The following is a 13092-nucleotide window of genomic DNA, read 5'->3' on the forward strand; positions in this document are numbered from 1 at the left end:
CCGCCTTTCAATTCGTAGCTTGCCTGTCTTCCATATAGAAGATGTCACGCCCGATATCTTCGCAGACGAATGTCGGGGGGACCGGGTGAACGGCTCTCAGAAACGAGTGCGTATACGGGAAGAAGTTGAAATGCGGGTTGAACGTGTAGCGATATTCGCGCTCCCGCGGCACGACGATGATGAGCTGTCGCTTGGCAATACGGCGCAGTTCGGCGATGGCTTGCCGGTAGTCGAGAATATGCTCGATGACGTGCGTGCAGATCACGGTATCGAATTCGCCATCGGTGAAAGGCAATCTCTCCACCTTGGCGGCCACGTATTCGATGCCGGCAAGCGACGATGCATCATCGATCACGAAATCCACCCCGACGAGCCGGGCAAGGTTTGGATGTGCCGACTGGATGCGGCTCAGCAAGGCTCCGGTGCCGCAGCCGACGTCACATACGCTTTCGCCTTCGATCGATCCCACAATCCGGTCAATGCATGCTGCTGAATTGTCGGTCCCTTCGTGAACACGCGGATGATTGCGGTAAAGTTCGGCATATTCCTCCGCGGAAAGGAATGGCGCCCGTTCGCGAAATCGCGCAAGGTGACTGATATGATCACCCCAGACACGCTTCGCCGCCCAGCGAAAGACGCCGGAGTCCCGTAAAAATGGCGGCAGAACGTCTTCGAGAACGAAGCGAATTCGGTTCGTGGTTTCTCTGTTCATGAAAATTGTACCGTGTCACGCTGAGCAATCATGCGATGCGAGCCGTCTTTTTATGTGGGGCAGTCGCACGCTCGGTCGTCGTCGATCCGTTGCTTCTGGCCGCGACGTTCAAATAGAAAATGCGCAGCTGTTCAGAACGCGAGCGCGCGACGGAATCGAGAATGAGACCTGCGGTGAAGACCATGAATGAGATCATCATCAGTGCCATGGACAAGACCCAGGTCGGCATCCGATTGACTAGGCCGGTTTGAAAATACTCCATCAGCACGGGTGCCATGAAAGCCATGCTTGCCAGCATGAAAGAACCGCTGATGATGCCAAAAAAGGCGAAGGGACGTGTCTCCTTCATTAGCATCGCGAACATCCAGAGGATCTTGGCGCCGTCCTTGAACGTGGAAAGCTTCGAATGAGAGCCTTCCGGCCGGCGACCGTAATCCAGTTCCAGCTCGCTGACCGGCAACTTCAGACGCGACGCATGGACGGACATTTCCGTCTCGATCTCAAAGCCTGCGGAGACGGCCGGGAAACTTTTGACGAAGCGTCGCGAAAAGACGCGATAGCCCGAGAAGATGTCGGTAAAATCCGTGCCGAAGATTGTTCGGTACAGCATGTTGAAAATCTTGTTGCCGAAGGCATGACCCTGTCTGCCAGCATCCGCATGGACGCCGCGCCGCGTGCCCACCACCATATCGGCGCGCTCGGTCAGCAACGTCCGGATGAGTTCTTCGGCGTCCTCAGGCGAGTACGTCCCGTCGCCATCCGCCATGATGTAAACGTCGGCGTCGATGTCGGCGAACATGCGCCGGACAACGTGACCTTTGCCCTGCCGCCGTTCGCGCACGACGTGGGCGCCCGCGAGCATCGCGTGGAGCGCGGTACCATCCGTCGAGTTGTTGTCGTAGACATGAACGGGGGCGCCCGCTAGCGCGGACTTGAAGCCCCGGACAACGGCGCCGATGGTCGCGGCCTCGTTATAGCAGGGCAAGAGCACCGCAATATTCAGATTGTCGATACGCGATCCAGTCATGATCACACCCGTGGCGAAGAAATCCCCACGAGAATAGACGGCGGCCGTTAACAAGTAGCTATGAAGCCCGCGAAAGCCGCCGGTCAGCAGGACTTTTACGGTTTCTTGATAGGAGCGCAGTAGGATCTTGCTACTCAAAACGGTGAGATCCGCTTCATGACGAATGTTGCCCAGATGGTCGATGTTTCCACATCTCCATCGTCGATCGCAAAGCTGCGCGCCTTGATGTCCGAGCTATGGCCGTCGGTGCTTCTTTACAGCGCCCTCCTTGTTGCCGCGATCCTTGCCCTGAAGCTGCCCGGCGCGACCGATTATGTCGGCGCGGACAATGACGACGGCATGCGGCTCGTCGAAGTGCGCGATTTCCTGAACGGGCAGGGCTGGTTCGACCTGATGCAATACCGTATGGGGCTGGGCGAGGGCAGCCTGATGCACTGGTCCCGCCTGATTGACCTTCCAATCGCGACCCTGATCAGATTTTTCGACTTCTTTCTGCCGCAAGAGCGGGCAGAGGCGCTTGCGCTGGCCGTCTGGCCGCTTTCACTGACCGTCCCCAGCCTGTGGGCCATGGGGCTTGCCGGCCGCCGCGTCGGCGGCGCGTTCGGGATGCACGTCGCGCTGGGACTGACGGCATTTCTGCTGATCCCCAGCAACCGCTTCCTGCCCGGCGCCATCGACCACCACAATGTCCAGTTCGCACTTGTCGCGATTATGACCGCGATGCTCCTCGACGAAGACCATCGACCGCTCAGCTATGCGGTCGCCGGATTGGCGGCGGCAACTGCAATTGCGATCGGGGTTGAGACAACGCCTTTCGTGGCGGCAGTGTGCATCGTCGTCGCTGTCTCATGGGTTTGGGAAGGTGAGCCGTTTGCGCGCGCAGCCAAGGCTTTCGGGCTTGCATTGGCTCTATCCATCAGCCTGTTTTTCTTTGGCACAGTCCCGCCGCGCCTCTATTCGACGGTCACCTGCGATAACCTGTCGCTTGGCTATTACAGCCTCGCGGCGCTCGGTGGCGGGCTCTTGCTCTTTGCCGCAACGTTCGCAAGCAGAGGAAGCCGGTTGCTGCGATTTGTCGCTTTGGGCGGGATCGGCGCGCTCGTCCTTGCCGCCGCCGTGACGATCGCTCCGCAATGCCTCCATAATCCACTCGCTGACCTCGATCCCCTTCTTGCCAAGCTCTGGCTGGACGGCGTTCAGGAGGCACAGTCGATCCTTGCCCTCAACCGGCAGGACCCGTTTACGCTGGGCTTCTACTATGCGACCGGCGTCTTCGCACTTGCCACCTGCGTGTTCCGCCTCGTTTACGGCGACCGGGTGCGGGTCCATCTGGTCCTGCTTTTCCTCCTCACCGTGAGTTGGGCAATCGCCGCTTTTCAGGTGCGCGGCACCATGTTTTCCAATCTTCTCGCAATTCTGCCACTGACGTTGCTGATTATCGACATGCGCCGGATATCGGCCAGCGACAGCGACGATGTCGCGGCCGCCTTCTGCTACCTTTCCACCGTAATCATGAGCGTGGCGACGGTTTGGGGGCTCGCAGGAGGGCTGATGGGTATGCAGGTGGAGAACGGCGAAAGCATCCTGCAAGCGGCGCCCGCAAAACCGTCCTGCTCATCGAAGTCGTCCCTGGCGCCATTGAGCGATGGGCCGGCGGGGCTGGTGGTCGCGCCGTCCGACGTGGGTGTCTCGATTCTCCGCTTTACGGAAAACCGCATCCTGGCAGCGCCGTACCATCGAAACCAGGGTGGCATGCTCACAGAAATGCATATCGGCCTGGCAGAGCCACAGGAAGCCGAGGCTTTCCTGAAGGGTAATGGCGTCACGGTTCTCGCCTTCTGCGCCGACAATCCGCAGACCAGGGAACTTGCGAAAATGAAGCCGGATGGTCTCTACGCGCAATTGGCGAAAGGCGTCGTTCCGGCTTACCTGAAGCCCATGCCGACGCCCGAGGGCGCGCCTGTTCGGTTCTTTCGCTACGTGCCCACCGGTTCGTAAGATTTACACGAAGCGTCGACGTTCGCGGATACGATCGAATGCGTAGAGGCCGAGAAGGCAGATCAGAAGGCCAGCGTCATAGCAGACGATGGCGGCGGTTAGGTCGAGAACGGATGTCGACGAGACCCAAGCCGCACCGGCATAGGCGACGCAGACGAGGCAGCCGACCAGCACCATCGAAAAGATCGAGCGCATCGGCGCAGTAACGAAACCCAATGTTGTGGCCGTCAGAGCGATCATCGGCATCTCCTAATTCGCTTCAGTATAGCGTGTCTATCTTGTCGAACAATTAATCGAGCCGTTTCTTACCGTTTTCCCCATGCTCGCAATCGGTACAGTTGGGTCCAACGGGTAATCTAAGTCAGCCCGAGACTGCTCTCCACGGTAGTGCCGGTGGCATGGACCCGGGAAATCCGCAGCCGCAGCAGCGATCCGTCGGGAACAGAGGCAAAGGAAAGAGCCTTCCCGACGCCATGGTCACGACCAGGTCTCCGCCAATGCCGATATAGCCTGGCCTTGTGGTCTCAGCGAGGTCGAGATTGTCATTGGGGGTGATGGAAAAGTCAGCGCTTGCAGGAACGGTAAGTGATGGGGCATGAGAGGCGGAACGGTCGGACATGGAAACTCCTTTTGTCGTCTGCCCGATGATCGCTCTGTAAGGATCGCCGGGAAAATGGAGAGGTGATCGATTGTCGGCTTTGCCGCTCTTTCAAATTAAGCCTTTGATGTTGAATGAAAAATGGCTAGACCGCCGATTTTCGCTACGGGAAAGCACAAAAAATCGTGCCCCCTTTGGAGGCTGCTCTTTGCGGCCTCATCGGGTAGAACAGGACTATGAGCAACGTCTTTGAGAATGATTCGCCGAGCAATCTTACCGAGTACTCGGTTTCGGAACTTTCCGGCTCGATCAAGCGCACCGTCGAGACTGCCTTCGACCAGGTGCGTGTGCGCGGCGAGATTTCCGGATACAGAGGTCCGCACTCTTCCGGGCACGCCTATTTTGCCTTGAAGGATGATCGTGCCCGCATTGACGCCGTCGTCTGGAAGGGCACCTTTTCCAGGCTGAAATTCCGCCCCGAAGAGGGGATGGAGGTGATCGCCACCGGCAAGGTGACGACTTTTCCCGGCTCGTCGAAGTATCAGATTGTTATCGAGACGCTGGAGCCGGCCGGCGCCGGCGCGCTGATGGCGCTGATCGAAGAGCGCAAGCGCAGGCTTGGCGCCGAAGGCCTCTTCGATCAGTCCCGCAAGCGGCGACTGCCGTTCATGCCCAGGGTGATCGGCGTCGTGACCTCGCCGACGGGTGCCGTCATTCGCGACATTCTCCACCGTATATCCGATCGCTTCCCGGTTCATGTCATCGTCTGGCCGGTGAAGGTGCAGGGTGAGGGCTCCGGCGAGGAAATCGCCAACGCCATCAGAGGCTTCAACAGCTTCGAGCCACGCGGGGAAATGCTGCGTCCGGACGTCCTGATCGTCGCGCGCGGCGGTGGTAGCCTCGAGGATCTCTGGAGCTTCAACGACGAAATCGTGGTGCGCGCCGCCGCCGAGAGCCAAATTCCGGTGATCTCGGCCGTCGGTCACGAAACCGACTGGACGTTGATCGACTATGCCGCCGACGTGCGCGCGCCGACGCCGACCGGTGCGGCCGAGATGGCGGTTCCCGTGAAAGCCGAATTGGAGGCCCAGACGGCGGGGCTCGCGGCGCGCCTGCAGGGTTGCATGAGCCGCCGCATGGATCATCATCGCCAGTCCCTACGGGCTTTGATCCGCGCTCTGCCTTCGCTGGATCAGCTGTTGGCCCTGCCGCGTCGCCGGTTTGATGAGGTCGCCGCCGGTCTCGGCCGCGGCCTTGAACTCAACACGATCAACAAGCGCCGCAGCTTGGAGCGGACGGCCGCACATCTGCGGCCTGATGTTTTATCGAACCGCATTGCAGAGCGTCGCCAGTACCTGAACGAACGGATGACGCGTGCCGAGCGGACGATCGAGCGCCTCATCGATCGCTCGAAATCGCGGGTTGGTCGTGCCGATGCAATCTTCACCACGCTGCCGACGCGCCTCAAGACGCAGACCGCTCGCTTGCGCGATCACCTCACCAATCTGTCGCGTCACGCCGACACAGCGGTGAGGCACCAGCTAACGCGGGCACGCGGCGAGCTCACGGCCCAGGACCGCATGCTGCAGTCGTTGTCTTACAAGAACGTCCTGAAGCGTGGTTACGCTGTTATTCGGGACGACGAGAACAGGCCCGTGTCGCAGGCTGCGACGCTCTCATCCGGCATGAGTATTTCGATCGAGTTTGCGGATGGTCACGTCGGCGCGGTGACCACCGAAGGAGGCTCGTCCTCTTCCACGCTGAGGAAGAAAACGGCGAAGCCGCAAGACGAGCGCGCGCCGCCGAAACAGGGCAGTCTCTTCTAGGTAGCCACTGGCGCTTCGATTCGGGCGAAGACATCATTGAAATACATATGCGTGTCATTCTGCGCGTCTCTGGCGCCGCTGAAGGGAGCACGCTTGGGATGCTTTTGCTCATCCGGATTTCGACGACGGTGGCTTTCGGTCTCGGCAATGCTGGAAACAAGATAGACGACCTGTTCTGTCGCCGAGCTTTTCAAGAAAATCGAGCGTGGCAGTGTCTTCCGCAAGGGAGCCTGGCCCGGGAGCCGTCCGAAGCGCTGGGGCACTTATCCGCAGCTGACTGAGCCAAAACACGCGGCATCGGGCCATGCTGCAATCTGGGTCGACCTGAGACATCGAATGAGGCATCGCGCAGCCCGAACCATCGGCCGGCGTGCGCGTGGGACATATGCTTCAGCTATTCGAAGGTCGCTAGAAACTTGCGCAGCAGCGCGTCGAGCTCGGCCTTTTCCTCGGCGCTGAAGGCCTGCATCAAACGTTGCTGATTGGCCACGTGGGCGCCGGCGGCGCCCTCCACCGCAACAAGCCCGGCCTCGGTCAGGGCGATGAGCACACTTCGCCGATCGTCAGGATTGAGAATGCGTTCGACCAGGCCCGCCTTCTCCAACTGGTCGATCCGGTTCGTCATCGTACCGGAACTGACCATCGTCATCGACAGCAGATCGCCGGGCGAGAGCCGATAGGGCGCGCCCGAGCGTCTGAGGGTCGCAAGCACGTCGAAGGCGGAGGAGGAAAGCCCGTGCCCCTGCAACACCTGCTCGACCTCGCGGGCGAGGTGCGTCGTCAGCCGCTTTAACCGGCCCATGATGCCCATCGCCTCTGTGTCGAGGTCGGGACGCTCCCTGCGCCATTGCGCAAGTATCTTGTCAACGCGATCCATCCGGCAGCCCGTTCTCCTGAGGAACTGTTATCATCATGTATCTTGACGTCAAGATAAATAATGATACATTCTATTTATCTTGATATAGAGATTCTTGAGATGAAGAAAAATACGACGCCTCTGTCCGATGTGCTGATCACCGGGTTGGCTCCGACTATCTGGGGCAGCACCTATTTCGTGACCACATCCTTCCTTCCGCACGGATATCCGCTGACGGTGGCTTTCCTGCGCGCTTTGCCGGCCGGACTGCTGCTACTTGCGATCGTACGGAAACTGCCGCAGGGCGTCTGGTGGTTTCGTGCCTTCGTGCTTGGCGGCCTCAATTTCTCGTTCTTCTGGGCGATGCTGTTTGTGTCGGCCTATCGGTTGCCGGGCGGCGTCGCCGCGACCGTTGGCGCCATTCAGCCGCTTGTCGTCATCCTGCTGTCGCGCGTCTTCCTCGGCAGGCCGATCCAGGCTCTTGCCGTTAGTGCTGGGCTCGTTGGGATGATGGGTGTCGCGCTATTGGTCCTCACGCCGAATGCCGCGCTGGATCCGATTGGCGTGGCTGCCGGTCTCGCCGGCGCGGTCTCGATGGCCTTGGGCACGGTGCTGACGAGGCGTTGGGTTCCGCCCGTTTCGAACCTTGCTTTTACTGCGTGGCAGCTGACGGCCGGCGGTATCCTGCTCGCGCCGGTCGTTTTTCTCTTCGAACCAGCATTCCCGGCGCCAACTGCGGCGAATATCCTCGGCATGGCCTATCTCGGCCTGATCGGCGCGGCGTTTACCTATCTGTTGTGGTTCCGGGGGCTCGCGCGCATCGAGCCCTCCGCTGCGGCCTCACTGGGTTTCCTGAGCCCGATCACCGCCACTGTTCTCGGGTGGCTGGGTCTCGGACAAAGCCTGACGCCCGCGCAGCTTTTCGGCTTTGCAACGGTGCTCGCAAGCGTCTGGCTCAGTCAGCGTACGATGTCCGTCAGGCCCATTCGCCCTGACGCATCACCGGAGCGCGCGAGCCGTCCGGCTTGATGCCGTCGATATCGACTTGGCCCGAGCCGATCATCCAGTCTATGTGGATCAGGCTCGAGTTGCCTCCTTGAGCCTTGATCTGATCCTGGGTCAGGTTGGCGCCATCGATGAAGCACTTCGAGTAGCACTGGCCGAGCGCGATGTGGCACGAGGCGTTTTCGTCGAACAGCGTGTTGTAGAAGAGAATGCCGCTGGCCGAGATCGGCGACGAATGCGGCACCAGTGCCACCTCGCCGAGCCGGCGCGCACCCTCGTCGGTGTCCAGCACCTTGTTCAGCACTTCCTCGCCGCGTGAGGCCTTCGCCTCGACGATCCGGCCGCCTTCAAAGCGAACCTGGATATTGTCGATTAGCGTCCCCTGATGCGACAACGGCTTGGTGCTTAAGACGTGGCCCTCGACGCGCAGCGCATGCGGCGTCGTGAAGACTTCCTCGGTCGGAATATTCGGGTTGCAGGTAATGCCGTTCTTGGCAACAGACGAGCCGCCATGCCACTCGTGACCGTCAGCGAGGCCGACCGTCAAATCGGTGCCGGGTCCTCTGAAATGCAGCGAGGCGAAGCGTTCACCATTCAGCCAGCTTGAGCGTTTGGCAAGGTTGGCGTTGTGCTCGGCCCAGGCGGCGATCGGGTCTTGGACATCGACGCGCGATGCGGCGAAGATCGCCTTGGCGAGCTTGGCGACCGCAATCGCCTCCGGATCGTCGGGAAAGACAAGCGCTGCCCAGGACGGGTTGGGATAGGATACGATGTTCCAGTTGATGTCGAAATTCGAGATCTTTTCCAGCGCCGGCTTGTAGGCAGCAGAGTTCGCCCGGTTGGCACGGCCCACCTTGGCGGGATCCTGCTCGGACAGCAGCATCGGGTTGTCGCCGGAAACGGCAAGGCGGGCGGCACCCTTGGCATAGGCCTTCGCCATACCATCGTAAAGCCAGTCAGAGGCACGGTCGAAGCTCTGGTCGTTGCCGTACCGATAGCGTGCGAGTGTCGCTTCCTCGTCGGAATAGAATACAGTCACCAGGCCCGCGCCCCCCATGTAGGCATGCTTCGTAATCAGACGGACAAGGGGGAGGGCGACCACAGGAGCGGTGATTACCAGATCCTGACCCGTCTGCAGCTGCAGGCCGACCTTGACGGCCACTTCCGCAAGCTTCTCAAGCTTTGCCGGATCCACGGAGGTCTGGCTTTGGGACATAAAATTCATGATCGGTCACTCCTCGAACGAAACGGACTGACCGGTAGACTTAGACCCCTTTGCGGCGAAATTGAAGCTCGCTTGTCAGCCGATGGTTGCTCTTTGCCACCATCGGCTTGCATCGGGATCAGGCCGCCGAGGTGGATGGTTGCTGCAACAGGGCCGCGTCGTGACGTTTCAGAAAGGCCATCAGCCGGTCAGCGTAATCAGGCGCAACCGCGACCTTGACGCTCGGCCGGTCGGAGAGTGCTGCTCGCCAGGCCTGTACGCGTGGCAGGCCGGTGAAAATACCGCTGTCGCCGATTGTGTCGAACACGTCGAAGTAGCGGATAATCGGCGCAAATACGGCATCGACCAAACTGAAGCTGGCGCCCGCGAAATAAGGGCCGCTCTTCAGTTCCGCTTCGATGGTCGCGAATTTCGACGCGACTACTTTCCGCTTGGCCTCGAGCTGCGCCCGATCCTGTGTCGTCTCATAGACCCAGAGATCGGAGAGGATCGAAGAGCCGAACTCCATCCAGCCGCGGTGGCGGGCGCGAGTGATGGCATCCGCCGGGTGAAGGCGAGGCCCGTCTTGAGTCTCTTCCAGATATTCGCAAATCACGCTGCTCTCGAAGAGTATCTCTTGGCTGCCGTCGCTGTTGCGAACGCAAAGCAGAGGCACCTTGCCGAGCGGCGAAATCTCGAGGAACCAGTCGGGCTTGTCTGCGAGATCGATGTTGATCCGCTCGAAGGGCACTCCCTTCTCCGCAAGCGCGATCGCGGCGCGCTGCACGTAAGGGCAGAGATGATGGCTGACAAGCAGCAGAGCGGAACCGGACTGTTCGGTGTGCACGGGATCCATGGCGCAGTCTCCATTGTAGATGCAAATGCATGTAATGTTTCTTGCGTCGCAGTTCAAGATAAATGTAAATGCATCTATGCATAAGGAACGAGATCACGTCAGTCCGTCGGAGGCCGCGATCAATGCCTGGATCAGGCTTATGCGTGCGCAGCAACGGCTGCTCGGCCGGATCGAAGCGGATCTCAAGTCAGCCGGATTGCCCTCGCTTGGTTGGTACGATGTGCTCTGGGAATTGGTGCGGTCGCCGCAAGGCAGATTGCGACCGTTCGAGATCGAAGAGCGCACGCTGCTTGCCCAGTACAATCTCTCGCGCCTGATCGATCGCCTTGAGAAAGAAGGCCTGGTCCAGCGCGAAACCTTCGATCAGGATGGGCGCGGGCGGTGGGTAGTTGTCACCGAAAGCGGCCGCGTGCTGCAGAAGCGCATGTGGCAGGTCTATGCCAAGGCCATCGAAGACAATTTCGGTTCGAAGTTGAGCGCGGCCGATGCCGCGGCACTTACGTCTCTGTTGGCACGCTTCAGCTGAGTTCAGGCGATGAGAGGCGCGGCCGAGGCCTTCAGCGTCTTCAATGCGTCCTTCGGATCGAGCCGAACCTGCAGCCCGCGCTGTCCGCCATTGATGTAGACCTGCGTTTCGACAAGCGCAGCCTCTTCGATCGCGGTCGGGACGAGCTTCTTCTGCCCGAATGGGCTGATGCCGCCGACGTGGTAGCCTGTCAGGCGCTCGGCATCGGCGGGCTTCATCATGTTGGCGGACTTGCCGCCGAAGACGTTTGCCAGCTTCTTCATGCTGACCTCGCGATCGGAGGGAACGACAACGCAGACTGCTTTGCCGTCGACCTCCGCCATCAGCGTCTTCAACACGCGATGCGGCTCCTCGCCAAGCGCCTCGGCAGCCTGCAGGCCGACACGCTCTGCATTCGGGTCGTAGTCGTAGGTGTGAACCGTAAAGGCCACCCCTGCCTTGCTGAGAACCTGTGTGGCGCGCGTCGTTTTCGACATCGATCAGGCCTCGAAGAAGCTGGTGTAGATCTCGGGCTTGAAACCGATCAGCAGCCTGTCGTCCGCCTCGATAACGGGACGCTTGATCATTGACGGCTGCGCCAGCATCAACGTGATCGCCTTGCCCTCATCGAGATTGTTGCGGTCAGCCTCCGGCAGCTTGCGGAAGGTCGTGCCGGCGCGGTTGAGCACGGTCTCCCAGCCTGCTTCCTTCGTCCATGTCTGCAGATGTGCGCGATCGATTCCGACCGCCTTGTAGTCGTGAAACTGGTAGGCGATGTCGCGCTCCTCCAGCCAGCTGCGGGCCTTCTTCATCGTGTCGCAGTTCCTGATGCCGTAGATCGTGACGGTCACTTAGTCCTCCAGCGTTCCGGGTTTGCGCGTCGCCTTGCTGGCGGTCTTGCAAGCAATCTTCATCAGGTCGGCGCGGCGGCGAACGAGCCGTTCGGAACTGCGCGTAACGATCAGCCCGGCCTGTGGCGCCCGAATCTCGATGCTGCCATCGGCCATACCGGGCCGGGTGATCAACGTCGCAAGAATGTCGCCTTCGACAACCTGCTCGCCGATGTTGCGGTGGAACAGAACCGTGCCGGCCTCCAGCGCGCGGACAATTTCGATATTGTCGAGCGGCACCGCGGGGCCGTCGAAGGCGGCTAGCGAGACAGTGGCGTCGATGGCGCCCCGGCCTACCAGAAACTTCCAAAGCCCCTCGGCATCCTTCATCGCCATCTCGGGATAGACGTCGCGGCGGCCGCGAAGCTCGACGGTCACAGACAACTTGCCGGGCAGGCGCGATTGCTTCTCCAGCGTCTCGTACTTCCAGGCAAAACCGACCGCTTCTTCAAAGGCGGAACTCTCCCCATCGGATAGAAGGACCGCTTCCATCTCCATCGCCGAGGCGAGATCGGCCGCCTCCGGCCAGAAGGCCTCGTCTATGTAGGCATATTGCAATGATTCATCATCGCAATGCAGATCGATCACCAGATCGCATCCAAGCGCCATGTGCAGCAATTGGCGTTTCAGTTTGTCGACTGCCGCAAGGGGCTCGAGGTTCTCAAGAAGCCCGTCGCGATCCTTCGCCGAAATCAGCGGAAATTCGCGGTTGAAGTTGGTGCGCGATCCAAGATCGAAGCGACCCTGAAGTTCGCCGAAATGAGACTGGGCCGCACCGATCGGGTTGGCATGCGGGACGACGATAATGTCGCTCTTGATCTGACCGGCACTTTCGGACTGGCGCAATCTTTCGCACAGAAAATGCACCAAAGCGGTGCCAGGCAGTTCGTCGGCGTGCAGGGCTGCCTGAATATAGACCTTCGGCGCGGCGGGATCGCTGCCCTTGAAGCGAAGAACGGGCAGCCGCCACTCGATACCCGCTGTGTCGCCCGCAATGATGATCTCGGACGTATTCATATCGCTCTCCGCAGTCTTGCCGTCGTCGCAGGAGCTTTAAGCGACTTTGATAGCCCTCGGCAAGCCGTTATCCTCGCGCCCGCCGCGGCCAACGATCGACATGCTCGTAGCCACGTTCGCCCGGACGATTGCGCAACAGCACAAATTCGCGCGCGGCGACGACCACGGGTTTCTGCAGAGCGACACGCGGCATCACCTGACTATCGTAGAGTAGCGTCCCATGTGGCTTAAAGTTCTGATTTATTCTGGTGTCTTCGCCGAGTTTGTGGATCTCGATACCGATCTGCACATGCAGCTGTCGCAGCAGCTCCCGGCCGCCGTTGCCGCCGAGGACGATGGCGTTTCGCGTTGACGTCCTGAAGGTCGCGACATGATCGAATGACAGTTCGAACTGGCAGGCGTCGATGGGCACTGGCGGCCCGACGGGCTGCGAAGATCAGCGCGTTTGAAATCCGCGTGCTCTGGTCGAGGTTATAGAGCGAGACATGCAGAAGCTAGAGTAGACGCGGTGATGCGAAGGGAAGGTGATCCAGCTGCAGCCGCCTTTGGATCTCCAGGCATTCGCTGAGCGATTGTCCGTCGTCCGTTCTCCAGGGAA

At 60.2% G+C, this 13092-nt stretch carries 14 protein-coding genes and 1 pseudogene; 4 read left to right on the top strand and 11 right to left on the bottom strand.

The annotated features are described in order from the left end of the window. Positions 1-7: 7 nt before the first annotated feature. Positions 8-712 (bottom strand): class I SAM-dependent methyltransferase, encoded by a 705-nt coding sequence (locus ACSQ9D_RS20350; RefSeq protein WP_436283657.1) that lies wholly within the window; start codon positions 710-712, stop codon positions 8-10. A gap of 28 nt (positions 713-740) precedes the next feature. After that, complete coding sequence (locus ACSQ9D_RS20355; RefSeq protein ID WP_436283884.1) at positions 741-1739, bottom strand: glycosyltransferase; 999 nt, start codon at positions 1737-1739, stop codon at positions 741-743. Between the two features lie 156 nt (positions 1740-1895). On the opposite strand from ACSQ9D_RS20355, the gene ACSQ9D_RS20360 reads away from it, so the two are divergent. Then, positions 1896-3737 (top strand): hypothetical protein, encoded by a 1842-nt coding sequence (locus ACSQ9D_RS20360; protein ID WP_436283658.1) that lies wholly within the window; start codon positions 1896-1898, stop codon positions 3735-3737. 3 nt (positions 3738-3740) lie between these two features. On the opposite strand, the gene ACSQ9D_RS20365 is transcribed toward ACSQ9D_RS20360, so the two are convergent. Continuing rightward, positions 3741-3977, bottom strand: coding sequence for a hypothetical protein (locus ACSQ9D_RS20365; RefSeq protein WP_436283659.1), 237 nt, complete (start codon positions 3975-3977; stop codon positions 3741-3743). Positions 3978-4093: 116 nt separating this feature from the next. Beyond that, positions 4094-4356, bottom strand: a pseudogene (locus tag ACSQ9D_RS20370) (spike base protein, RCAP_Rcc01079 family). Positions 4357-4571: 215 nt separating this feature from the next. Here ACSQ9D_RS20370 and xseA point away from each other — a divergent pair. Beyond that, entirely contained in the window at positions 4572-6161 is a 1590-nt protein-coding gene (gene xseA, locus ACSQ9D_RS20375) for an exodeoxyribonuclease VII large subunit (RefSeq protein WP_436283660.1), read from the top strand. A gap of 394 nt (positions 6162-6555) precedes the next feature. On the opposite strand, the gene ACSQ9D_RS20380 is transcribed toward xseA, so the two are convergent. Beyond that, positions 6556-7038 (bottom strand): MarR family winged helix-turn-helix transcriptional regulator, encoded by a 483-nt coding sequence (locus ACSQ9D_RS20380; protein WP_436283661.1) that lies wholly within the window; start codon positions 7036-7038, stop codon positions 6556-6558. 99 nt (positions 7039-7137) lie between these two features. Here ACSQ9D_RS20380 and ACSQ9D_RS20385 point away from each other — a divergent pair, with 99 nt between their 5' ends. After that, on the top strand, positions 7138-8046 hold the full coding sequence (locus tag ACSQ9D_RS20385) for an EamA family transporter (RefSeq protein WP_436283662.1): 909 nt from the start codon (positions 7138-7140) through the stop codon (positions 8044-8046). On the opposite strand, the gene ACSQ9D_RS20390 is transcribed toward ACSQ9D_RS20385, so the two are convergent. Together ACSQ9D_RS20390 and ACSQ9D_RS20395 are read right to left on the bottom strand one after the other, a co-directional pair. Beyond that, a complete protein-coding gene (locus tag ACSQ9D_RS20390) occupies positions 7994-9247 on the bottom strand; it encodes an aminopeptidase (RefSeq protein ID WP_436283663.1) in 1254 nt (417 codons plus the stop codon). The two genes, ACSQ9D_RS20385 and ACSQ9D_RS20390, sit on opposite strands and share 53 nt — an antisense overlap. Positions 9248-9365: 118 nt before the next feature. Continuing rightward, positions 9366-10082: a glutathione S-transferase family protein gene (locus ACSQ9D_RS20395; protein WP_436283664.1), complete on the bottom strand. Its 717-nt coding sequence runs from the start codon at positions 10080-10082 to the stop codon at positions 9366-9368. Positions 10083-10158: 76 nt separating this feature from the next. Between ACSQ9D_RS20395 and ACSQ9D_RS20400 the strand changes: the two genes are divergently transcribed. Then, positions 10159-10608, top strand: a complete 450-nt coding sequence (locus ACSQ9D_RS20400; protein ID WP_436283665.1) for a MarR family winged helix-turn-helix transcriptional regulator — start codon at positions 10159-10161, stop codon at positions 10606-10608. 2 nt (positions 10609-10610) lie between these two features. On the opposite strand, the gene ybaK is transcribed toward ACSQ9D_RS20400, so the two are convergent. The 4 genes from ybaK to ACSQ9D_RS20420 all read right to left on the bottom strand — a co-directional run bounded on the left by ybaK (position 10611) and on the right by ACSQ9D_RS20420 (position 12906). Then, positions 10611-11084, bottom strand: a complete 474-nt coding sequence (ybaK, locus tag ACSQ9D_RS20405; protein ID WP_436283666.1) for a Cys-tRNA(Pro) deacylase — start codon at positions 11082-11084, stop codon at positions 10611-10613. A gap of 3 nt (positions 11085-11087) precedes the next feature. Continuing rightward, positions 11088-11438: an ArsC family reductase gene (locus ACSQ9D_RS20410; RefSeq protein WP_436283667.1), complete on the bottom strand. Its 351-nt coding sequence runs from the start codon at positions 11436-11438 to the stop codon at positions 11088-11090. Further along, entirely contained in the window at positions 11439-12494 is a 1056-nt protein-coding gene (locus ACSQ9D_RS20415) for a M14 family zinc carboxypeptidase (RefSeq protein ID WP_436283668.1), read from the bottom strand. Positions 12495-12561: 67 nt separating this feature from the next. Continuing rightward, positions 12562-12906, bottom strand: coding sequence for a 2'-5' RNA ligase family protein (locus ACSQ9D_RS20420; RefSeq protein ID WP_436283669.1), 345 nt, complete (start codon positions 12904-12906; stop codon positions 12562-12564). Between the last annotated feature and the right edge of the window lie 186 nt (positions 12907-13092).

Source organism: Rhizobium sp. LjRoot258 (assembly GCF_964254185.1).
In the GTDB taxonomy this organism is placed as follows: domain Bacteria; phylum Pseudomonadota; class Alphaproteobacteria; order Rhizobiales; family Rhizobiaceae; genus Rhizobium.